This window comes from Amycolatopsis sp. NPDC058340 (genome assembly GCF_042723975.1).
In the GTDB taxonomy this organism is placed as follows: Bacteria; Actinomycetota; Actinomycetes; order Mycobacteriales; family Pseudonocardiaceae; genus Amycolatopsis.
In genome coordinates, this window is record NZ_JBHXIB010000006.1 from 231,568 (window position 1) to 253,014 (window position 21,447).

The 21,447-nt window shown below is 69.1% G+C and carries 24 protein-coding genes; 11 read left to right on the forward strand and 13 right to left on the reverse strand.

Annotated features, from left to right (window positions below; translation table 11 throughout):
- The first annotated feature begins 17 nt into the window (after positions 1-17).
- Complete coding sequence (locus ACFWIW_RS11140; RefSeq protein ID WP_378368301.1) at positions 18-482, forward strand: SRPBCC family protein; 465 nt, start codon at positions 18-20, stop codon at positions 480-482.
- Here ACFWIW_RS11140 and ACFWIW_RS11145 read toward each other — a convergent pair.
- Positions 422-1,837: an MFS transporter gene (locus tag ACFWIW_RS11145; RefSeq protein ID WP_378368340.1), complete on the reverse strand. Its 1,416-nt coding sequence runs from the start codon at positions 1,835-1,837 to the stop codon at positions 422-424. The genes ACFWIW_RS11140 and ACFWIW_RS11145 overlap by 61 nt on opposite strands.
- A gap of 127 nt (positions 1,838-1,964) precedes the next feature.
- On the opposite strand from ACFWIW_RS11145, the gene ACFWIW_RS11150 reads away from it, so the two are divergent.
- Complete coding sequence (locus tag ACFWIW_RS11150; RefSeq protein WP_240594667.1) at positions 1,965-2,393, forward strand: helix-turn-helix domain-containing protein; 429 nt, start codon at positions 1,965-1,967, stop codon at positions 2,391-2,393.
- Between the two features lie 8 nt (positions 2,394-2,401).
- Entirely contained in the window at positions 2,402-3,379 is a 978-nt protein-coding gene (locus ACFWIW_RS11155) for an ROK family protein (RefSeq protein WP_378368302.1), read from the forward strand.
- Here the strand turns inward: ACFWIW_RS11155 and ACFWIW_RS11160 are convergent.
- The 5 genes from ACFWIW_RS11160 to ligD (ACFWIW_RS11180) all read right to left on the reverse strand — a co-directional run bounded on the left by ACFWIW_RS11160 (position 3,348) and on the right by ligD (ACFWIW_RS11180) (position 8,102).
- Positions 3,348-4,736: an amino acid permease gene (locus tag ACFWIW_RS11160; protein WP_378368303.1), complete on the reverse strand. Its 1,389-nt coding sequence runs from the start codon at positions 4,734-4,736 to the stop codon at positions 3,348-3,350. The two genes, ACFWIW_RS11155 and ACFWIW_RS11160, sit on opposite strands and share 32 nt — an antisense overlap.
- A gap of 33 nt (positions 4,737-4,769) precedes the next feature.
- The gene (locus tag ACFWIW_RS11165; protein ID WP_378368304.1) at positions 4,770-6,134 is read right to left on the reverse strand and encodes a pyridoxal phosphate-dependent decarboxylase family protein; all 1,365 of its coding nucleotides are present in this window, start codon (positions 6,132-6,134) and stop codon (positions 4,770-4,772) included.
- Between the two features lie 79 nt (positions 6,135-6,213).
- A complete protein-coding gene (locus tag ACFWIW_RS11170) occupies positions 6,214-6,747 on the reverse strand; it encodes a MarR family winged helix-turn-helix transcriptional regulator (RefSeq protein ID WP_378368341.1) in 534 nt (177 codons plus the stop codon).
- A gap of 113 nt (positions 6,748-6,860) precedes the next feature.
- Positions 6,861-7,124, reverse strand: coding sequence for a hypothetical protein (locus ACFWIW_RS11175; RefSeq protein WP_378368305.1), 264 nt, complete (start codon positions 7,122-7,124; stop codon positions 6,861-6,863).
- Positions 7,125-7,184: 60 nt separating this feature from the next.
- Positions 7,185-8,102, reverse strand: a complete 918-nt coding sequence (gene ligD, locus ACFWIW_RS11180) for a non-homologous end-joining DNA ligase (RefSeq protein WP_378368306.1) — start codon at positions 8,100-8,102, stop codon at positions 7,185-7,187.
- Positions 8,103-8,148: 46 nt separating this feature from the next.
- Here ligD (ACFWIW_RS11180) and ligD (ACFWIW_RS11185) point away from each other — a divergent pair, with 46 nt between their 5' ends.
- The gene (gene ligD, locus ACFWIW_RS11185; protein ID WP_378368307.1) at positions 8,149-9,105 is read left to right on the forward strand and encodes a non-homologous end-joining DNA ligase; all 957 of its coding nucleotides are present in this window, start codon (positions 8,149-8,151) and stop codon (positions 9,103-9,105) included.
- On the opposite strand, the gene ACFWIW_RS11190 is transcribed toward ligD (ACFWIW_RS11185), so the two are convergent.
- On the reverse strand, positions 9,102-9,704 hold the full coding sequence (locus ACFWIW_RS11190) for a TetR/AcrR family transcriptional regulator (protein ID WP_378368308.1): 603 nt from the start codon (positions 9,702-9,704) through the stop codon (positions 9,102-9,104). The genes ligD (ACFWIW_RS11185) and ACFWIW_RS11190 overlap by 4 nt on opposite strands.
- 30 nt (positions 9,705-9,734) lie before the next feature.
- Between ACFWIW_RS11190 and ACFWIW_RS11195 the strand changes: the two genes are divergently transcribed.
- A complete protein-coding gene (locus ACFWIW_RS11195; protein WP_378368309.1) occupies positions 9,735-10,943 on the forward strand; it encodes a saccharopine dehydrogenase family protein in 1,209 nt (402 codons plus the stop codon).
- Positions 10,944-10,954: 11 nt separating this feature from the next.
- On the opposite strand, the gene ACFWIW_RS11200 is transcribed toward ACFWIW_RS11195, so the two are convergent.
- Entirely contained in the window at positions 10,955-12,001 is a 1,047-nt protein-coding gene (locus ACFWIW_RS11200; protein WP_378368310.1) for a polymorphic toxin type 44 domain-containing protein, read from the reverse strand.
- A gap of 6 nt (positions 12,002-12,007) precedes the next feature.
- Positions 12,008-12,310, reverse strand: a complete 303-nt coding sequence (locus ACFWIW_RS11205; protein WP_378368311.1) for a hypothetical protein — start codon at positions 12,308-12,310, stop codon at positions 12,008-12,010.
- A 175-nt stretch (positions 12,311-12,485) separates the two neighbouring features.
- Between ACFWIW_RS11205 and ACFWIW_RS11210 the strand changes: the two genes are divergently transcribed.
- From ACFWIW_RS11210 to ACFWIW_RS11225, 4 genes are all read left to right on the forward strand, one after another.
- Positions 12,486-13,301 (forward strand): DUF4097 family beta strand repeat-containing protein, encoded by an 816-nt coding sequence (locus ACFWIW_RS11210; protein ID WP_378368312.1) that lies wholly within the window; start codon positions 12,486-12,488, stop codon positions 13,299-13,301.
- Between the two features lie 167 nt (positions 13,302-13,468).
- A complete protein-coding gene (locus ACFWIW_RS11215; RefSeq protein WP_378368313.1) occupies positions 13,469-13,804 on the forward strand; it encodes an IS30 family transposase in 336 nt (111 codons plus the stop codon).
- A 135-nt stretch (positions 13,805-13,939) separates the two neighbouring features.
- A complete protein-coding gene (locus ACFWIW_RS11220; protein ID WP_378368314.1) occupies positions 13,940-15,196 on the forward strand; it encodes a DUF222 domain-containing protein in 1,257 nt (418 codons plus the stop codon).
- Between the two features lie 226 nt (positions 15,197-15,422).
- A complete protein-coding gene (locus ACFWIW_RS11225; RefSeq protein ID WP_378368315.1) occupies positions 15,423-16,037 on the forward strand; it encodes a tyrosine-protein phosphatase in 615 nt (204 codons plus the stop codon).
- On the opposite strand, the gene pip is transcribed toward ACFWIW_RS11225, so the two are convergent.
- Complete coding sequence (gene pip, locus ACFWIW_RS11230) at positions 16,034-16,978, reverse strand: prolyl aminopeptidase (protein WP_378368316.1); 945 nt, start codon at positions 16,976-16,978, stop codon at positions 16,034-16,036. The genes ACFWIW_RS11225 and pip overlap by 4 nt on opposite strands.
- A gap of 135 nt (positions 16,979-17,113) precedes the next feature.
- On the opposite strand from pip, the gene ACFWIW_RS11235 reads away from it, so the two are divergent.
- Positions 17,114-18,211: a glutamate--cysteine ligase gene (locus ACFWIW_RS11235; protein ID WP_378368317.1), complete on the forward strand. Its 1,098-nt coding sequence runs from the start codon at positions 17,114-17,116 to the stop codon at positions 18,209-18,211.
- A gap of 11 nt (positions 18,212-18,222) precedes the next feature.
- On the opposite strand, the gene ACFWIW_RS11240 is transcribed toward ACFWIW_RS11235, so the two are convergent.
- Positions 18,223-18,828 (reverse strand): DNA-binding response regulator, encoded by a 606-nt coding sequence (locus tag ACFWIW_RS11240; RefSeq protein ID WP_043848645.1) that lies wholly within the window; start codon positions 18,826-18,828, stop codon positions 18,223-18,225.
- Positions 18,829-19,286: 458 nt separating this feature from the next.
- Here ACFWIW_RS11240 and ACFWIW_RS11245 point away from each other — a divergent pair, with 458 nt between their 5' ends.
- Entirely contained in the window at positions 19,287-19,985 is a 699-nt protein-coding gene (locus ACFWIW_RS11245; protein WP_378368318.1) for an AraC family transcriptional regulator, read from the forward strand.
- A 77-nt stretch (positions 19,986-20,062) separates the two neighbouring features.
- Here ACFWIW_RS11245 and ACFWIW_RS11250 read toward each other — a convergent pair whose 3' ends face one another.
- Positions 20,063-21,058 (reverse strand): DUF1702 family protein, encoded by a 996-nt coding sequence (locus tag ACFWIW_RS11250; protein WP_378368319.1) that lies wholly within the window; start codon positions 21,056-21,058, stop codon positions 20,063-20,065.
- On the reverse strand, positions 21,058-21,366 hold the full coding sequence (locus ACFWIW_RS11255; RefSeq protein WP_378368320.1) for a hypothetical protein: 309 nt from the start codon (positions 21,364-21,366) through the stop codon (positions 21,058-21,060). Before ACFWIW_RS11255 ends, ACFWIW_RS11250 begins: the two co-directional genes overlap by 1 nt.
- Positions 21,367-21,447: the final 81 nt, after the last annotated feature.

Genomic DNA, 21,447 nt, shown 5'->3' on the forward strand with positions numbered 1-21,447 from the left:
CGCCCTAGACTCGGCGCATGGACAGGATCGACAGCGGCAGCCGGACGATCGCCGCCCCGCCCGAGACCGTCTATCGGGCACTTCTCGACCGCGAGTCCCTCGAAGCCTGGCTGCCGCCCGAAGGGATGCGCGGCCGGATCGAGCACTGGGATCCGCGGCCGGGCGGCGGTTTCCGGATGACCCTCACCTACCTCGACGCGTCCGCCGCGCCCGGCAAATCGTCGGACGCGACGGACGTCGTCGAGGTCGGGTTCGCCGACCTGGTGCCCGCCGAACGCGTGGTGCAGCAGGCCGTCTTCGAGTCCGAAGATCCCGCGTTCGCGGGCACCATGACGATGACCTGGGACCTGGCCGCGGCGGGTGACGGCACCGAAGTGACCGTCACCGCGACGGACGTGCCGCCCGGTATCGGACAGGCGGATCACGAGGCCGGGATCGCCTCCTCACTGGCCAACCTGGCTTCCTTCGCCGAAACGCGCTGACGGCCGGACGCGATGACGATCGCGGCGAGCACGGCCATCACCAGCGGCACCACCAGCGCCGCCCGGAACCCGCCGAGTGCCGCCTGGGGCGAACCATCCGCGCCGAGCGCGGCGACGTTGACGGCGGTCACCGCGGACAGCCCGAGCGCCGCGCCGAACTGGAACGCCGTGTACAGCAGACCGCCCGCGAGCCCCTGTTCGTCCTCGGCGATCCCCTCGGTGGCGACGATCGTCAGCGGACCGTAGGCGAGCGCGAAGCCGAGACCCAGGATGATCATCGACGGGAACATCGCCGCGTACGTCCAGTCCAGGCCCAGCGGCAGGAAGAGCGCGTAGGACACGGCCGCGAGCACGAGGCCGCCGAAGATCAGCCGGGTGTTGCCGAACCTCGCCACCAGCCGCGGGGTCAGCGTCGGCGCGAGGATCGCGTCGATCCCGACCGCCAGCAGCGCCAGGCTCGTCTCCAGCGTCGACCAGCCCCGCAGTTCCTGCAGGTACAGCGTGACCAGGAACTGGAACCCGAAGAACGAGCCCGCGAACAGCAGGGCGCTGACGTTCGCCCGAACCAGCGGCCCCGACCTCAGGATGCCGAGGCGCACCAGCGGCGCGGGTGAACGGCGTTCGACGGACACGAAGGCCACCAGCGCGGCCACTCCCCCGGCGAACGACGCGACGGTCCAGCCCCAGCCCTGTCCGGGGTGTTCCAGCCGGACCACCGCGTAGGCGATCAGCAGCATCGCGACCGTGACGGTGACCGCTCCGGCCAAGTCCAGGCGGCGCGGTCCACCGCCCTCGCGAGCGGGTTCCTTGATGAGCCAGAGCGCGGCGAGCAGGATGACCGCGGACAGGATCACCGGCGTGAAGAACACCCAGCGCCAGTCGATCCTGGTCAGCAGGCCGCCGATGACGAGGCCGAGCGAGAAGCCGCCCGCCCCGGTGCCGGCGTAGAACAACAGGGCCTTGTTGCGCTTCGGGCCCTCTTCGAAGCTCGTGGTGATGATGGACAGGCCCGCCGGGGTCATGAAGGCCGCGGCGACGCCGGTGACGAACCGGGCGAGCACCAGCATCCAGCCTTCGGTGGCGAATCCGCCCAGCCCGGAGAAGACGAGGAACACCACCAGCCAGCCGACGAACATGCGGCGTCGGCCGTACAGGTCGGCGGCGCGCCCGCCCAGCAGCATGAACCCGCCGTAGCCGAGCACGTAGGCGCTCACCACGCCGCTCAGCGTCGCGGTCGACAGGCCGAGTTCGGCCCGGATGGACGGCAGCGCCACGTTCAGCATCGCGACGTCGATGCCCTCCAGGAAGATGGCACCGCACAGCACCAAGAGCACGCCCCAGGCCCGCCCGCCCATCCGGTCGGTGCGCGCAAGCGTTTGCGAGTCGTTCAAGATCGGATCTCCCTCAGTGAACGGGAACCGACGGTTACTCATCGGCCGGTCGGTTCCCTCTTGTAACCAAGGGGATCTTCCGTCACCATCGATGACCATGGAAGAAGGCACTTTGAACTCACCTAGTCGTTGCGAACTCACCGAGGAGGACTACGAGGCCTTCCAGTGGGACACCCGTGAGGACTGCGAGGTCCGCCAGATCCTGGACCGGGTGGCGGACAAGTGGTCGCTACTGGTGATCGCGCTGCTGGACCGCAACACCCTGCGGTTCACCGAGCTCAAGTACAAGATCGACGGCATCAGCCAGCGCATGCTCACCACCACGCTGCGGCATCTGGAACGCGACGGGCTGGTGAGCCGCACCGTCTACCCGGTGGTGCCGCCCCGCGTCGAGTACGCGCTGACCCCGCTGGGGATGACGTTGCACAAGACGATCCAGTCGCTGGTCACCTGGACCGAGGACCACCAGGGCGAGATCGCCCTCGCGCGCGCCCAGTACGACAAACGCGTCACCGCCTAGGGAGCCGCATGGCCAGACTGTCCGGAGGGGATCCGTCACTGCTGCGGCGGCTCAACGCCATCGCCGTCCTGCGGGCGCTGTACGCGGCCGAGGAGCTCACCCTCGCGGAACTGGTCAAGGCGAGCGAGGTCTCCCGTCCGACGGTCGAGGAGATCGCCGCCGACCTCGGTGAACAGGGGCTGGTCGAGGAGGTCCCGCTTCCGCCCGGCGCGCCGCGGCCGGTGGGGCGGCCCGCCAAGCGATACCGCTTCCGCCACGAGTCCGGGCACGTCGCCGGCCTCGAGATCGGCCCGCATCAGGCGTTGTGCCTGGTCGCCGACCTGCGGGGCGAGGTCGTCGGACGGGCGAGGGCCGGGCTCACCCCGGAAACGGCCGCCGCGGACCGGCTCGGCACCGCGCACCGGGTGCTCACCACCGCCGTCGAAGGCCACCCGAACGTGCGGGTGCTCGGCATCGGCACCACCGGCGTGGTGTCCGGCGGCAAGGTCGTCCACAACTACCGCCTGCCCGGCTGGACCGGCGTCGACCTGCCCGCCGAGTTCGGCGGCTGCCCGGTGCTGGCCGGGAACGACACCGAACTCGCCACGCTGGCCGAGCATTGGCGCGGCGCGGCGCACGGCTTCGACGACGTCGTCTACGTACGGGCCGGGCCCGCCGTCTCGCTGGGCCTGCTGCTCGGCGGGAAGCTGCACGCGGGCCACCACGGCGCGGCGGGCCAGATCGGCACCCTGCGCCAGGCAGGCGGGTTCACCGAGCTGGTCGCCGCCATCGTCCTCGCCCTCGACCCGCGACTGGTGGTGATCAGCGGCTCCGGGGAGCTGACCACGCAACTGCGCGCCGAACTGGCCCGGTCGTGCCTGTTCCCGGTGCGCGTCGAATCGTCGGCGCTCGGCGAAGACGCGGTCGCGCTCGGCGCGGTCCGGCTGGCGCTGAGCCGGGTGGAGCGCGAACTGTTCAGTGTCGAGGACGTCGCCGGAGCAGGCTGATCGCCACGATCAGCACGGCGACCGCGCCGCTGGTGAACAGCTGCGTCCGCGCGTCGGCGTCCGTCCACATGAGAACGAGCACACCCGCCATCGCGAGCAGCGCGACCCAGCTGAGCCACGGGAAACCCCACATCCGCACCGGCAGATCGGCGGCCGTGCCGTCGCGTTCCGCCGCCTTCCGCAGCCGCAACTGGGAGACGGCGACGAAGATCCAGACCAGCAGGATATTCGCCCCGATGGCGTTGAGCAGGAACGGCAGAACGTGTTCCGGGGCAAGGAAGTTCAGCAATACGGCCACGAAACCGAAGGCCACCGAAGCGAGCACCGCCGTCCTCGGAACGCCGGCCCCGGACAGTTTCAGCATCGCGCGCGGCGCTTCACCGCGTCCGGCCAAGGAGAACACCATGCGCGAGGCGCCGTAGAGGTTCGCGTTGAGCGCCGAAAGCAACGAGGTCAGCACGACGAAACTCATCAGCAGCGCCGCCGACGGCACCCCGATCTTCTCCAGAATGGTGACGAAGGGGCTGGTGTTGGCCGAGGCCGATTCCCACGGCAGCAACAGCACCATCAGCGCCACGGAACCGATGTAGAACAGCAGCAGCCGCACGATGACCGTGCGCGTGGTGCGGCGGATCGACCCCGCCGGGTCGTCGGACTCCGCGGCCGCGATGGTCACCAGTTCCATACCGCCGAAGGAAAACGCGACCGCGAGCAGCCCGGTCAGCACGCCTTGCAGGCCGTTGGGCAGGAAACCGCCGTGCCCGGTGAGGTTGTCCAGGCCGACCGCCGTCGTCCCCGGCAGGATCCCGAACACCGCCAGGGTGCCGAGGACGAGGAAGGCGACCACGGCGGTCACCTTGATCGCGCCGAACCAGAACTCGAATTCCCCGAACGAGCGCACGGCGAACAGGTTCACCACGGTCAGCACCGCCATGAACAGCAGCACCCAGGTCCATTGTGGAACCTGCGGCAGCAGCCCGTTCGCGATCCCCGCGGCCGCGGTGGCCTCGGCGGCGACCACGACCACCAGCAGCGACCAGTACAGCCAGCCGACGGTGAACCCGGCCCAGCGGCCGAGCGCCTTCTCCGCGTACACCGAGAACGAACCGCTGCTCGGCTCGGCGGCCGCCATCTCGCCCAGCATGCGCATCACGAGCACCATGAGCAGGCCCGCGACCACATAGGACAGCAGGATGCCGGGGCCGGCGGTCTTGATCCCCGCGCCGGTGCCGACGAACAGCCCGGCGCCGATCGCCCCGCTGATGGCCAGCATGGTGACGTGCCGCCGCCGGAACCCGGAGCCGAGCGATTTCGTCTCGATCGCGGTCACGGGTTCGGCGGGACCTGGTGCGGGCATGGTGGATCCATTCGTCTGCGGTACCGGTGGAGCTCAACCGCGGGACAACTCTTCCAGCCGTTCGTGCAGCCGGTCGACGTGGTCCTCGCTTTCGGGCTTCATCAGCACGCTACGCAGGATCCTCGCGCCGTCCGCATCCGCGTCGGCCCCGGTGTGACGCAGACCGAACTGCGGCTCGCCGACCCGCAGCGTGCTGAGGAACACCGGCTCCCTCGCCGCGGCCATGCCGGTGCGCAGGATCCGCTCGCTCTCCCGGTCGATCCTCGACAGCGAAAGCGGCTCCGTGCGGGGGAAGTAGGTGACGATGTCGAGTTCCGGCGGCTGGTACAGGTCGAACCGCTCGGAGTCCTCCAGCAGCTTCGCCCACCGCAACGCCGCGCGGCGCCCGGCCGCGAGCACCCGGCCCAGTCCGTCGGGGGTGGGCGGCAGGACCCGGAAGGTGAGCCACAGCGCGGCGGCGGCCGCGCCCGCCCTGGAGCATTCGAGGCTGATCTCGCCGAGATGCAGGTCGTCCGAGGTGAAGTAGGTGTACGGCGAATCGTGCAGGTAGAACCGGCCCGCCCCGGGGTCCTTGAACAGCACCGCGCCGCAGCCGTAGGGCTGGAGGCCGTGTTTGTGCGGATCGATGACGATCGAGTCGGCCTCGGCGATGGCTTGCCACGGGGCTTCGGGCAGCCCCTCCGGACCGTCCAAACCGGACAGAAGCCGGAAGAATCCGCCGTACGCGGCATCGACGTGCACCCGTACGCCGTAGCGTTCGCGCAACGCCAGTGCCTCGTGGACCGGCTCGACCGTGCCGAGCGCGGTCGTCCCGGCGGTGAGGACGACGGTGCCGATCTTCCCGGTGCGCAGCAGCTCTTCGAGCGCGTCGAGGTCCATCGCGCCGCGCGCGTCGACGGGTACCGTATGCCCCTCGACGCCGAGGACGCCGCACATCCGGCCGTGCGTGTAGTGCGCCTCGGCGCTGTACGCGATCCCCTTGCCCGGATGGGTTTCCCGCGCGACGAACAGCGCCTCGAGGTTCGCCATCGTGCCGCTGGTGGTCAGATGCCCCAGATGCTCCGTGTAGCCGAACATCGTGGCCAGCGCCCGGACGACCTCGCGTTCCATCTCGGCCGTCGCGGGTCCGCCGTCGAGCGCGTGGTTGTTGGGGTTGATCAGCATCGCGGTCAGATAGCCGACCACCGCGGCCGGATGCGGCGGTTTGAGCATCTGGCCGGCGTAGGACGGGTGGAAGAACGGGTAGTTGTCCTTCAGCCGCTCGGTGAGCTCCTCGAACGCCGACTCGAACCGCCCGTCGGGGATGTCCAGTGACGGATGCGGCCGGACGGGGGTGAACGTCTCCGCCCACGCCTCGTTCGACGTCAACGCCTGCCCGAGCCAATACCGGAAGTCCATCAAGGGCGCCCTTCGCTTCGTTCGGCTCCAAAAAACGTAGGAGCCTCCGGAGGTCTCGCGCAACCGCCTTCGGTAGGGCTCAGCTCCCGCGGGTCCGCCGTTCTTCGCCCTTCTCCTCCAGTTGCCGGACGATCTCCCGCAGCGAACCGGCCAGCTCGGTGCACTCCTCGGGGCTCAGCCGTTCGGTGACGAACGCTTCCTCCTGGTTGAACTCCGGGAAGAGCTCCCGCATCAGCCGCTCCCCTTCCGGGGTCAGCGCGAGCAGCACCAGCCGTCCGTCGACGGGGTGTTTGCGCCGCGTGACCAGGCCGTGCGCCTCCAGGGTCTTCATGACCCCGGTCAGCGTCCCCTTGGTGATCCCGGACTCCGCCGCGACGTGCCTGGTCTCCTTCTCGCCGAAGATCCACACCACCCAGAGCACCACGAACGCGGTCCAGGTGAGGCCCGCGGTGCGCAGGACCGAGTTCTCGAAATGCAGCCGGACGGCGGTCGCGGCGCGGTGGAGATTGGCCACCGCCTCCATCCGCTCCCACAGCAGCGGGATACCGCCCAGTTTGGCCCGGACGGCGTTCTCGGTCTCGGCCAGCGTGTGATACCCGGTCAACAGCCACATCCTCACCGGCCCCGGAGGTACCAGCCCGGTGGGCACGCACCCCCGCGCACCCGCTCCGCAGATCGTATGCGGAACGGGTGGGAGTCCACAGTGGTCTTTCCGGGTACCTCTCGCTACGCGGCGGGCGCCAACGGCTCCAGCAGATCCTGTCCTGTTTCGGACAGTTCCGCGGGTACCCGGCCGCCGGGAACGCCACCGGCGGGCGTCCGGATCAGCCCGGCGTGCGCGAGGCGGTGGGCCGTGCTCTGGTCACTGCACGGCAGGCCGTCGACGTAGAGATCGGGCTCCTGGCTGACGGTGATTTCGGCCCTGCCCTGTGCCACTGCTCGCAGCATGGCCAGGGCTCGGGATGACCAGCCTTCGGTGTTTTCGGTCATTCGGGGTCACTCCTCCGACCTGAGGTTTTCCCGCCGTCCGGGGTTCAAACATGACTCCGGTCACCGTTGGGGAACGGCCGCGCGATGCTCGGCGATGTCGCCGAACAGGTCGCCCATCTCCTCGACGCGTTCGAGCACCTGCTCGGCGGTGAACAGCAGGTCGGCGGCCTTGCGGCAGGCTTCGACCTCCTCCCAGGTCACCGGGGTGGAGACGGTCGGGACGGCACGGCCGCGCAGCGAGTACGGCGCGATGGTGGTCTTGGCGGTGTTGTTCTGGCTCCAGTCGATGAACACGCGGCCGGGGCGGATGGCCTTCGTCATCTTGGCGACGATGGTTTCCGGTGACCGGCGCGCGAGCTCCTCCGCGACGGCCCTGGCGTACTCGGAGGTGCGTTCGTCGGACCGGGTGCGCACCGGGCAGTACAACTGCATTCCCTTGTTGCCGCTGGTCTTCGCGTACACCGTGAGACCGTCACCGATGAGCAGGTCGCTGAGCGTCTCGGCCACCCGGCAGCAGTCGACGACGTCCGCGGGCGGCCCGGGGTCGAGGTCGAACACCAGCAGATCGGGTGATTTCCGCGCGCCACGCGGGCCGACCGTCCACTGTGGAACGTGCAGTTCCAGCGCGGCGAGATTGGCCGCCCACATCAGCGTCGGGAGGTCGCCGACCACCGGGTAGTCGAGCGTCTCCTCCCCGCCCCGGCGGCCGCGGTTGGTGAGCCGCGCGGTGCGCACCCAGTCGGGCGCGTGGCGGGAAACGTTCTTCTCGTAGAACGGTTCGCCGTCGACACCGTCGGGGAACCGGCGGAACGTGGCGGCGCGGTCGCGCAGATGCGGGAGCATGGCCGGGGCTATCCGGCGGTAGTAGTCGAGGACCTCGCGTTTGGTGAAACCGTGCGCGGGATAGAGCACCTTGTCCAGATTGGACAGCCCCAGCCGCCGACCTTCGACCTCGACCGTTATCCGCTCCTCAGGCACCCTTCGACGATAGATCACCGGCGGGGTTTCCGGGGTACCGTGAGGCATGAGCACCGTGCCGGACGCGATCGCCCCGATGCTGGCGACCGACGGCGACCTGCCCACCGGCGGGTGGGGGTACGAATACAAATGGGACGGCTACCGCTGCTGCCTGCGTGTCGCGCGCAACGGCGAGACCCGCCTGACCAGCCGCCGTGGCCTCGACATCACGGCGACGTACCCGGATGTCACCGGCGAAGCGCTCGATGGCCGCGAAGCCGTCCTCGACGGTGAGATCGTCGTGCTCGACGAGCAAGGGCGGCCCAGCTTCCCGCTGCTGCAGACACGGCATCTGCGCACGCCGGACGCGTCGCTGCTGGAACGCAGCCCGGTGCACTTCTTCGCCTTCGACGTGCTGCTCCTCGACGGCGACGTCCTGCTCGACGAGCCGTACGAGGCCCGGCGCGAGGTGCTGACGTCCTTGGGTGCCGGCGGCCGCATCGCCATCCCACCGGGGTACACCGACGAAGACATCTCACCCGATCAGCTGCTCGACGTCGTCCGGCAGCACGGGCTCGAAGGTTTGATCGCGAAGAAGCTCGACAGCCGCTACCACCCCGGCAAGCGGACACGGCAGTGGGTCAAACGGGCGCTGTGGCACACCCAAGAGGTCGTGGTCGGCGGCTGGCGTCCCGGCGACGGACGGCGTTCGGGGACGCTCGGCGCGCTGCTGCTCGGCGCCCATGACGAAGCCGGGGACCTGCGGTACATCGGCGACGTCGGCACCGGGTTCACCGACAAGGTCCTCGAAGACCTGCATGCCCGGCTCACCCCGCTGGAACGGAAGAAGCCGCCCTTCGCTTCGGAGGTCCCGCGCGATCGGGCGCGGCGGGTGCACTGGGTGGAGCCGGAACTCGTCGGGGAGGTCGTGCACCGGAACTGGACGCCGGACGGCCGTCTGCGGCATACGACCTGGCGGGGTTTGCGGGCGGACAAGACGCCGGAGGACGTCAAGCTGCCCTAGGGCCGCCGGCGCGGCAGCTGATCCAGGATGAGCAGGGCCGCACGCTCGGCCTGACGACGGCGGCGTTCGTCGGCGACGTCTTGCACGCTGAACGCCCAATGCGCCTCGAACAGGCACACCAGCGCGTACACCGTGTCCGCGACGTCCTCGGAGGACGCGTCGGGACTGTGCGCGGCCAACATCGCTTCGAGCTCGGGCAGCCACAGCTCGGTCCAGAGGTCGCGCAGCCGACGGCGCACGTCCTCGTCGCGGGCGCTCAGGGCCACGAGTTCCGTCCACACGACCAAATCCTCGCGGGAGCGGTACGCCCCCGGGGCGAAGAGGGACACGACTCGCTCACGGAGCGACAGGCCGGGATCGCGGCGGAAGATCTCCGTTCCCATGGCGCCGACGGCGTGCTCGATGAACGCGCCGAGCAGCTCGTCCCGGGAACCGAAGTAGTGCAGGACCAGCGTGCGCTGCATGCCCGCCGCTTCGGCCACCTTCGCGAAGGTCACGCCTGCCAGCCCTTCGCGCACGACCACTTCGGCCGTCGCGCGCAGGATCTCCGGGATCCGCTCGCCGGCCTTGCTGGGCCGCCCGACTTGATTTACTGTCATGACAGTAAATATATCAAAAGGGGGTCTGACATGCGCGTTCTCGCGCTCGGAGGCGGCGGAGAGATGGGGGCCGCCGCGGCGGCGGTCCTGGCCGCGGACGACTCGGTGACCGAAGTGGTCGTCGCCGATCGCGACCTGCCCCGCGCCACCGCGGTGGCGGGCAGGCTGGGGGCCAAGGTGTCGGCACGCCGGGTCGACGCGACGGATCACACCGCGCTGGTCGACGCGATGAAGCCGCACGACCTGGTCGTCAACACGGTGGGCCCGTTCTTCCGGTTCGGCGTGCCGATCCTGACCGCCGCGATCGAGGCGGGCCGCGATTACGTGGACATCTGCGACGATCCGGCACCGACCCTGCGCATGCTCGAACTCGACGAGCGGGCCGAGGCCGCCGGGATATGCGCCCTGATCGGCACCGGTGCCAGCCCCGGCGTCGCGAGCATGCTCGCGGTGCGCGCGGCGCGGGAACTCGACACCGTCGAAACCCTTCTCACCGGCTGGAACATCGCCGCGGCGCAGCCGGAGACCCCGCGCGCCGGAACGGGGCCCAGTGCGGCGGTCGTGCACATGATGGAGCAGATCAGCGGCACCATCCCCGTGCTGCGCGAGGGCAGGCTGGTGAACCGTCCGGCGCTGGAGAAGCTCGGCTGGCGGCATCCCGGCCTCGGCGTACTGAGCGGGCGCACCGTCGGGCATCCGGAGGCCGTGACCCTGCAGCGCGCCTTCCCCACGCTGCGCTCCAGCACCAATGTCTGTGTCGGAGACAGGAAGGCGCTCGGGATGCTGGCGGGTCTGCGACGGCTCATCGACGCCGGGGTACTGAGCCCCGGACGCGCGGCGCGGCTGGTGGAGCGGGCGGAGAAGCTGCTGACCTCCGAAACGAGCGACATCTTCAAACGAGGCACTCCGCCTCCCCTGTTCGCCGTTGCCACCGGCGTTCGCGAGGGGCGTCCCGCCGTCGCGGCGACGATCCTCGCCAACACTCCGGGATTCACCATGGCCGCCGCCACCGGTGTCCCGCTCGCCGTGTCGGCGCTGCTCGTCCCCGCCGCCCGCCGGCCCGGTGTGCACACGCAGGAAACGCTCATCGACGCGGACGACTTCTTCGCCGCGCTCGCGCCGCACTGCATCGGCGATCCGTCGCCCGAGCACATGACCGCCACCACGACGAGCTGGGCGTCCGACGAGGAGAACAAGCGAGCTCTCGACGCGTCGCTGCTGACCGCTCTGATGCGCTGAACGGCGTCGGCTCACAGCGGCCGGATGGCGCCCGCCTGCTCGAATCCGTCACGGCGATCGAGGATCGCCTTGGTGACGGCCTCCGGCGTCAACGCGCCAGGGCCGTACTCGTGCGCGAGATCGATCCCCAGTTGCACGGCCGCCTGATCGGCCGGATCGGTGGGATGGCCGTCCTTCCAATCGGCGGCGTTGGCCCCGGCGTGCAGGGTCCATTCGTCGATTCCGCCCAGCGTGCCGACGTACCCGTAATGGATGTTGGACCAGACGTCGTACCGGATCTGTTCCCGCAGGCCAGGCATGGGGGTGAACGTGTTGTCCCCCGTGGTCATGTCCAGGATCCTGCCCTTGTGGTCCCACTGGGCGCCGGTGTTCACGAGGTCGTACCACTCCTTGAGCGCCTCGATCTTGTCGCCGATCGAGGTGAAGGGATTCACCTTGTCCTTCAAGAGATCCTGGATGTTCCGGAGGTCCGGCGACTGCCCGTTGCGCACCATCTCGTCGGTGATGAACGCGACAATGGCGTCGTATTCGGCGGCCGGGTTCTCCGAGGCGGTTTGCGTGGTGACACCCGAGTCGAGGCCGTTGACCGACGCGACCCCCGCGGTGAGCAGGTCCCTGACGGCGTTGGCCACGACCAGGACGAAATCGCGCCGTTCCCCTTCGTCCCGCATGTTCGCGTAGGGCCGTTCGCGGTCGTCGACGGTCGCCCGGATCGATTGCTTCACTTGCGCGACTATCGACGCGAAGCGGCTGACGTGGTCGAACAGCTGCTGACAGGAGACCCTGACGTTCGTGGTCGTCCGGATGGTCCCCTCGACCCGGTGCGCGAACATCTCACCGGCCTTGTCCCGCCAGGCGTCTCGAAGATCGTTCGGTTCGACCCGGACCGGCGTGAAGGCCAGTGAGGCGTCACGCCAGGCGACGGCGAGCGCCTGGACTTTGTCCTCGTCGGTGTCGGGCCAGGCCATCGCGGGTTCCCGGCTCCCCCGGACCGCTTCGATCTCGCCTCTGACCGCCGCCCACAACCCGTGGGCGTTGTTCGGCTGTGGCACGGCCATCCGGTGCTACTTCCCGAATCCGGAGGCCGCGTCCCGATCCGCCTTGGCGTACGTCGCCGCGGAGATCGCCGCGCCGTGGCCGTCGGCCTGCCACAGCGCCGGGAGCGGGTCGGCGTGGCTCAGCACCGAGACCTCCGCCGGCCGGTATTCGCCGAGGAAGGCCGTGCCGAGCGGATCGACGCCGATCCCGGCCCGCTCGGTTTCGACGGTCCGCCGGAACTTGCCCCATTCGCGTTGCATGTCGTCGCCGATCGCGACGAGCTGTGCCCCGATCCGGTTCACCGTGGCGATATCCATGTCGGCGGACATCTGGCCTCCCTTCCAGCCACACCATTGTCCGGCCGCCTCACGGGGACGGGATCGCCGTGGCCTGTACCGGCCACACCGTGTCCCCGGCGTGTCAGCGCCGTGGCGGTCCGGTGTCAGTCCGGTCGGCGATCGTTGCTTCACCAACGAGAGATCACCACCACCGAAGGAGTTCACGATGTCCGTCTTCCCCACCCCGCAGCCGATCGCCGCCACGCTGACCGTCGCCGGTGCCCGGGTCCGCCTCACCGCGAGCGAACGCACCGACACGGTGGTCCTGGTCGAGCCGATCGACGCCACGAGCAAGTCGGACGTGAAGGTCGCCGAGAACACCAAGGTCGGCTTCGACGGCGGAAAGCTGTCGATCGAGACGAAGAAGGCGGGCGGCAAGAACGGCTCGGTCGCGATCACGATCGAGATGCCCACCGGTTCCCAGCTGGCCCTGAACACGGCCTGGTCGGACGTCGACGCCGACGGCCGCTTCGGCGACTGCGCGCTGGAGATGTCGTCGGGACAGGTCCGGATCGACCGCGCCGCCACGGTGCGGGGCGACCTCGCGGCAGGCGAGATCGCGATCGGCCACGTCGCCGGAACCGTGGACCTCGACGGCGGCTCGGCCGGAGTCCGGATCGGCGAGGTCGAAGGCACCGTCAAGTACTCGGGAGCGACCGGGAAGGTCTGGATCGGGCACGCCCGGTCCGACGTCGCGCTTTCCGGCTCCAGCGGCAGCTTCGACATCGATCGCGCCGACGGCGACATCGTCGCGACGGCGGCCAACTGCCCGATCCGCGTCGGACGGCTGTCGCACGGCGAGGCCGAACTGACGAACGCGTCCGGCGGTATCGAGGTCGGCGTCGACGGGGACACCGCGTCGGTGGATGCCAAGAGCACCAAGGGATCCGTTCGCAACTCCCTCACCGCCGACAGCGAGGCCGGGGTCAAGATCCACGCCCGCACGCGACTGGACGACATCGTCATCCACCGCGCCGCGTGATCCGGCTTCGGGTGGGGTGGTCGCGGTTGGTCGACCGATTGCGGCCACCCCATCGGCCCGGGCGGCGCGTCGGCTCGGACCGGCGCAGGCATGGAGCGTTCACTTCGAGGGATTCCCGTTGATGTGCGCGGCCCCGCCACCGGATGCGCCGAGGCCTACTTAGGTCCATGTCTCCACAGACCATTCGGTGCCGGGTTTATCGCTTAAGTTCCGCCGAGCGTGTGGCACGCTCGCTCGCGGACAAGAGGAATACCCTGCCCGACGCGTTCAAGAATAGCGTCACCTGGGGCCAGGGCAAAGAAATGAGCCATCATCCGACCTTTACCATGACCACAGGAATGCCGGTATATTTCTGTGATCCTCGCTCTCCCTGGCAGCGCGGAAGCACTGAAGATGCCAATGGTCTTCTTCGTCAGTACCTCCCCAAGGGAACCGACCTGTCGACCTCCAGCCAGGACGACCTGAACGAGTTGAACGGTCGACCACAGCAGAAACTCGGCTGACGCAATCCCCGAGAGGCCTTCCAGGAAGTCTTGCCAGGATAGGCGTGATGCATTGACCGCCTGCATCCGCCTCAGGCGCGATATAGTCTGAATATGCTATAGCACAGATGTTCGACCCGGCGTAGCGTTGATCTTGTGTCCAGCGACGATGCCTCCCCGAAGACGCCCACCCAGTGGTGGCGCGTCGACACCGCGACGCTGCACGCCCGCAAACAAGAACTCGAAGTCCAGAAGCGCCGGCTGGACGCGGAGCAGAACGCGATCCTCGCGGAAATCAACTCCCGAGGAGTGCGGGGCTGTAGCGGTCATTCGACGTTGGCTGGGTTGATTGTCGAGGATTTCCTGGTGTCGGACAAGGAAGCCGGCGCCCGCGCCGATCGGGTCCTCGCCCTGCATCCCGGTCCGTCGATCGGCGGCGATCCCGAACCACCCTTGGCGCCGTTGACGGCCGAGGCTGCTGCGGAGGGTGCGATCGGCGGTGGCCAGATCGACGCGATCATCAAGACCCTCGCCCGGATCCCGTCTTCTGTCCCGGAAGTCGATGTCCGTGCCGGGGAGAAGATCCTGGTCGAGCTGGCCCGGCACGCGGGGCCACGGCAGATCGCCCGTGCCGGACGCCGCCTGCTCGACGAACTCGACCCCGACGGCAAAGAGCCCCGCAACGAGAACCCCAAAGACACTCGCCCGGAACTGCGGTTCGTGAAGCACCGCGACGGCACCCTCGGCCTCAAAGCACGACTGGACCTGGAAACCTACGCCCGCCTGAAGTCCGACCTCGACCCCCTCGCCAAACCCCGCAAGGCCATCGACGGAGTGCGTGATCCCCGTACCCAGGACGAACGCTATGGGGACGCCTTCACCGACTACGTCCGCCTGAAAACCACCAGCCGCAACCTCCCCGGCCAAGCCGGGGAAGCCACCCACATCCTCATCACCATGTCCTACGAGGACCTCATCCGGGACATCGGCGAAGCCCACCTCGACCTCGTCGGCCCCATCAGCGCCACCGACGCGAGGATCCTCGCCTGCGACGCCCGCGTCCGACCCGGCGTCCTCGGCACCGCCGGCGAACCCCTCGACATCGGGCGCTCCAAACGCACCGTGTCACTGGCCCAGAAATACGCCCTCACCCTCCGCGACGGCGGCTGCGCCTTCCCGGGTTGCGATATGCCGGTGCCTCGGTGCACCGCCCACCACATTGTTTTCTGGCGACACCACGGCGAAACCAAAATCGACAACCTCGTACTCCTCTGCACAAAGCATCACCGGTTGATCCACCGCAGCGAATGGACAGTCCAGATCGCCCAAGACGGCCTACCGGAATTCACTCCGCCCGCTTACCTCGACCCGACCGGGACACCGAGACGCAACACCATGCACCTACGGACATAGGCCGACCCCGTCGCTCCACGAAACAAAACTCACAACCGGCGATGAGAACCCCCGGCTGCGACCGCCCCTGCCCACGGACAGAAAGGCCAGGCCGTCCAAGACGGTCTCCCCGAATTCACCCACGCACCCACCGCGACCCCACCGGCGCATCGCAACACCATGCACCTGAGGCCATAGGCCGATCCCGCCTGAGCTCGGAAGAGCCGACAAACCAAGGAGTCGCTTGATGAAGCTCGATTGGCCCGGCTGCCTGAACGGCCGCGACGTTGGCGGACTGCCGACGGCGGACGGCCGTCGGACGCGTTTCGGCGCGCTTCTCCGGTCCGACAGCCACAATCGGTTGACCGCCGAGGGAATAGCCGCCGTCCGCGCCGCGGGGATCGGTCGCATATTCGACCTCCGGTGGGCGCGGGAAACCGCGCGGGAGCCCAGTCCGTTCGCGGACGATCCCGTCTACCGCAACGCGCCCTTGATCGCCGAACTGGCCGAGCAGGGCACCACCATGCCGGACGCGTACCGCACCATGCTCGACGAAAACCGCCGTCAGATCACCGGCGTCTTCGTTCAGCTGAGTGACGCTCCGCCCGGTCCGCTCGCGGTGCACTGCAGTGCCGGGCGGGACCGGACGGGAGTGCTCGTCGCGCTCGCGCTGAGTGTCGCGGGCGTGCCACCCGAGTCGATCGCCTCGGATTACGCGCTCACGGAAGGATGCGGCGGCGACACGATCCTCCGCACCCTGGCCCATCTGGATGACCGCCACGGCGGCGCATTCACCTACCTGACGAAAGGAGGAGCGAGCCGGGCTCAACTGCGGCAGGTCAGGGATCGCTTGGTTTCCTAAGACACAGCCGACGCGAACCGGTCCAGCGCCGCGAGTTTCCAGGCCCGCTTCACGTCGCTCGAACGATGGCCCGAATCGTCGTCGATCAGCAACTCCGCGCCAGGCCACGAGTGGGCGAGTTCCCAGGCCGTGTTCACCGGGCAGCCCAGGTCCCGGCGGCCGTGGATCAGCACTCCGGGAATGTCCCGCAACAGGACGGCGTCGCGGATCAGCGCGCCGGGTTCCAGCCAGGCGGCGTGGGAGTAGTAGTGCGTGACGATACGCGCGAAAGCGAGTTCCCCTTCACCGATCGGACCATTGTGGACGGTCGCGCCGGGTTCCAGTGACAGCACGGTGTCCTCCCAAGCGCACCAGGAACGGGCGGCCTCGATCCGCACGCGCGGGTCGGGATCCTCCAGGAGCCGGGCGTAGGCGGCGACCAGATCTCCGGAAAGGTCACCGCGGAAACGGGCCCATTCCTCGGGGAAGAACCGGCCGGCGCCGTGATACAGCCAGTCGATCTCGGACGGCCTAGTCGTGCTGATGGAGCTGAGGACGATTTCGGTGACCCGCTCCGGGAAGCGTTCGGCGTAGGCGAGCGCGAGCGTCGTACCCCACGAGCCACCGGTGACGAGCCAGCGTTCGATCCCCAGGTGTTCCCGCAGGCGTTCCATGTCGGCGACGAGGTGCTCCGTCGTGTTGTGCCGCATGTCGGTCGCCGGGTCGCTCGCGTGCGGGGTGCTGCGGCCGCAGCCGCGTTGATCGAACAGGACCGCGCGATAGCGGGCCGGGTCGAACATCCGCCGCATCCCCGGCGTGCAGCCCTGCCCGGGGCCGCCGTGCAGCATGACCGCCGGCTTCCCGGCGGGGTTCCCGCACGTCTCCCAACAGATGGCGTTGCCGTCACCTACATCGAGCAGTCCCTTGTCGTACGGCTCGACAGCTGGATAGAGATCGATCATGAACCGCCCCTGGACCGTCAGTGAGACCGCGAAACACTTTCGCCGCAACGAAGTTCAGCACACCGGCCCTTTCCTCGCCGCGGCCGAAGGGGCAGATTCAGAGAATCACCGGCGAAAACCCACGAACGGGGAACCATGGCGGTCGACGGCATGAACTACACCCTTGGGGTGGAAGAAGAGTTCGTCCTGCTCGACCCGGTGGACGGCTCGGTCGCGTTGCGCGCGCCCGCACTTCTCGAGAAGCTCGCCCCCGGGCCGGACGTCTCCGGTGAGCTGATGCGGTTCCAGATCGAGACCGCGACCGGCGTCTGCCACGGCTTGGACGAGGTGCGCTCGGAACTGACGCGGCTGCGGCAGATCGTCGCGACCGCGGCGGAAGCCGACGGTTGCCTGATGGTGGCGGCGGGGATCCCTCCCGGCGGCCTGCGGGGAGACACGCTCACGCCCGAGCCGCGATACCGGCGGATGGCGCAGGCGTTCCCGGAGCTGATCACCGAGGCCGGGACGTGCGCCTGTCATGTGCACGTCGGCCTGCCGTCGCGGGATCTCGGCGCACGCGTCCTCGCCGGGCTGCGGCCGTGGCTCGCCCCGTTGCTGGCGCTCAGTGTCAACTCCCCGGTGGAGAACGGGGCCGATTCCGGCTGGTCGAGCAGGCGTTTCCCGATCTGGGACCGCTGGCCGACGGCGAAACCGCCCGACGAATGGTCCGGCGCGGCCGCGTACGACCGGAGCATCGGGGAGGCCTTGCGCCGCGGCGCCGCCCTCGACGCGGCGGGCGTGTACTTCTACGCGCGGCTTTCCCCGCGGCATCCCACGGTCGAGGTGCGGATCGCCGACGTCTGCCTGGCCGTCGACGACGCCGTGCTCCTCGCCGCACTGGTGCGCGGGCTGGTCGCGACCTGTGCCGGGACGACGAGACCGCCGCAGGCCCGCGGTGCCCGGATCGACGCCGCCTTGACGGCCGCCGCGCGCCACGGTCTCGACGGGCCGGGGATCGACGTCTTCACCGGCCGGGAGACCGACCAGCGCGAACTGCTCGGCGAACTCGTCGAGTTCGTCCGGCCGGCGCTCACGGCCGCGGGCGACGCGGACGAGGTCGACCGGGGGTTGGACGCACTGTTCGAACACGGGACCGGCGCGGAACGGCAACGCAGGCTGCTCGCGGAGGCGGCTTCGCCCGGGGAGTTCGCCGCGGATCTCGCCCACGCGACGATGAACGTCCCGGCCCGGTAGGTGAACCGGCTTCACAGCCAGCCGGACTCCCGCGCGATCCGCACGGCGTCGACCCGGTTGCGGGCGCTGAGCTTCGAAACGATCGTCGTCAGATAGTTCCGCACGGTGCCGGCGGACAGGAACAGTTCAGCGGCGATCTCGGTCGGGTCGGAGCCGACCGACGCCAGCCGGAGCACCTCGATCTCGCGGGCGGTGAGCGGGCATTCCTCGCTGTCCCAGGCGGCGAGCGCCAGGTCGCCGTCGACGACGCGCCGTCCGGCGGCGACGCCCCGGACCGCGTTGGCGAGCCTGTCGGCGGGCGCGTCCTTGCGCAGGAAACCGTTGACCTTCGCCGCCAACGCCCGCCGCAGGGTTCCAGGGCTGCCGAGCGAGGTGAGGATCAGGGTGCGAACGCCGGGCAATTGCTCGTGCAGTTCGGCGGCCGCGGTGAGGCCGTCCTTGCCCGGCAGGTCGATGTCGATCAGCGCGATGTCGGGGCGCGCGGACTGGGCGAGCGGGAGGATCTCGTCACCGCTGGCGCATTCGGCGACGACTTCGATGTCGGGTTCCAAACCGAGCAGCGCGACCAGGGCCCCCCGGACAATGTGCATGTCCTCGGCCACCAGGACCTTGATCATCGACCCCATCTGCCTTTCGCCTGCGTCTCGCCCCACGAGCCGACGATACTATCCTCACACACTCGTTCCGCGAAATGGAAACCGGCCCTTGACCGCCGCGGGGGGACGCGGTCAAGGGCCGGTTCTGTGTTGCCGCGGGAATACGTTCTTCGGACCGCGCCAACACGGCCGGGGAGGTTCCGGTGTGAATGCGCTACCAGGAATTCTGCGGCCACCGGCCACCGGGATCCAGTGCACGCACCACCGGTGGACCATGGTTTTCGCATGCTCGCCCACCCCGTGAAATTTTCACGCCCGCGCACACATGAATCCATATCCGGCGGTGAATCAAGCACTTCAGGAGAAGCGGCGGCGAACACTACTGTCGGAAACCGCAAAGCACACCAGAATTCCTCGAGCGAAAGGACGGCACAATGGATGAGACTGTCCGGCGAGCCGTGGAGCGAGCCATTGGGGCCATGAACGAGAAACTGGGCGAAGAGCTCACTATCGACGACATCGCCCGCGCCGCGACCTTCAGCAAATTCCATTTCACCAGGGTGTTCCAGCAGGCCACCGGGGTCTCGCCCGGCCGGTTCCTGTCCGCGCTGCGGCTCGACGAGGCCAAGCGCCTGCTGCTGACCACCTCGATCACGGTCGCCGACATCAGCCACCGCGTGGGCTACAACAGCGTCGGCACCTTCAGCACGCGGTTCAGCAGCCGCGTCGGCCTGTCCCCTTCCGCGTACCGGCGGCAGGGCGGCTTCCAGCGCCGTCTGGCAGGCGAGCCCCGTCCCGGCCCGAAGCGGGCGATCGTCCGCGGTTTCGTGTCGGCGCCGCCGGAGATCTCGCCCGGCCTCGTCTTCGTCGGCCTCTTCCCGACGCGGATCCCCGAGGGCGCGCCCGTGCGGTACACGGTCATCGACGCCCCCGGCCCCTATCAGCTGACCGAGGTCCCGGAAGGCGACTGGCACCTGGTCGCGCACTGCGTGACCGGCCCGCTCACCCGCCGCGGCACCGGGTACACCGGGCACCACGGCCCGATCACCGTCGAGCCCGGCGTCACCGCGCGGCTCGCGGACCTGCGGGTGCGCCCCAAACGCCTGTTCGACCCGCCGGTCCTGCTCGCGCTGCCCGATCTGCGGCACCGGCCGGAGCCGGTCAAGCGCGCGGCCTGACCCTCACCCGGACGCCAGGAAGGGGTCGTTCAAGACAAGCGATGTCTTGAACGACCCCTTCCTGACGTCGACGGGCCTCAGGCGGACAGCCGGCCCGCCGCAGGGGCCAGCCCGTCGCGGATGTTCTGCCGCCACAGCTCGTAGGCGGGCGTCCCGTCCGCGGCGTCTTCGGTGACCTCGGTCGAGTCGGCCAGTTCGACGGCCTCCTCGATGCTCAGCCCGGCGAGCGCACGGGCGGCACGGCGCGTATGCGGCGGGACGAACGACGAGAACGTCCTCGCCTTCACCGCGAAGACGACGCCGAGCCCGAGCTCGTCCTGGTGCTCCCCCGCCGTCTCGCGGAGCCTCACCAGCCCTGGCCGGTCGCAGCCGCCCGCGAAGGTCGAGGCCAGCCCGACGCCGCTCCACAGGTCCGGACGGCGTCCGGCCGGGAAGCGGTTCACCGCCGCGGCGACCTTCACCGGGTCTCCGCCGTTGATGAACCACAGCGCCCGCCCGATGCCCTGATCGCAGGCACGCGGGAAGTACGCGGGGGCGCCCGCCCACGGATACGGTTTGGGGACGAACTGCTCCCCGACCCATTTGCCCGTGTCGAAGTAGGCGCGATCGAAGGCGTAGCCGTCGACAGCCAGCCAGCTCATCGTCGGATGGAACGGCACGCCGTCCAGCTCCGGCAGCACCTTCTTCCACAGCGGCCGGGGCAGCCGGGCCATCGCGAACCCGATGCCGATGTAGGTCAGGAACACGTGCGGGAGACCGGGGCCGCTCATCAGTTCGGCCGTGCGGTCCTTCCGGCCGCCGGGCATGACGTCGAGGATGGTGAACGCCATCGCCGCGCCCTCGTAGGCGAACCCGCGCATCTCCGGCTCGACCATGTCCAGCCGCCGTTCGGCCTCCCACAGCTCCGGGGCGTCGATCCCCCACTCGAAGCCGCACACCACCGACTGCGGGATCGACTCCAGCCGGGCGGTCGACGGCGTCGGCGGCACTCCGAAGCCGCGCCCCTCGAAGCCGACCGAAGCCAGCGAAGGCGCGAACATGACCTTGCGCAGGGCACCCAGCAATGAGCTCATCATACGTCCTTTGTGGATAGTGGCGGCTTCGCGCGAACCGGCTCGTGCCGAGGAGACCATGCCGCGATCGACGTCCGATCGAGGGCGGCGCCGGTACCGCCGAACAGTCCATCGCCGCCTTCGAAAAGGAGAGAGTTCACCCGTTCGCCGGACCGATTCACCGGAATGGAACGTAATCGACCGGGAATGAAAACCACTCGAGGCAGCAATTTTACCTTCTTCTGACCTGACAGCGAGTAATCGATCGCTCGCAGTTTCAGTACACTCGAAGCCGCGACATCGTCGCAGCTCACCGCCACATTGATCATGCGGTACAGGCCGCGAGGAAAAGCGCAACCTTGTATCGTGCGATTCCGATTCACTCTTCCGGGTTTGCTATGTACACTGAG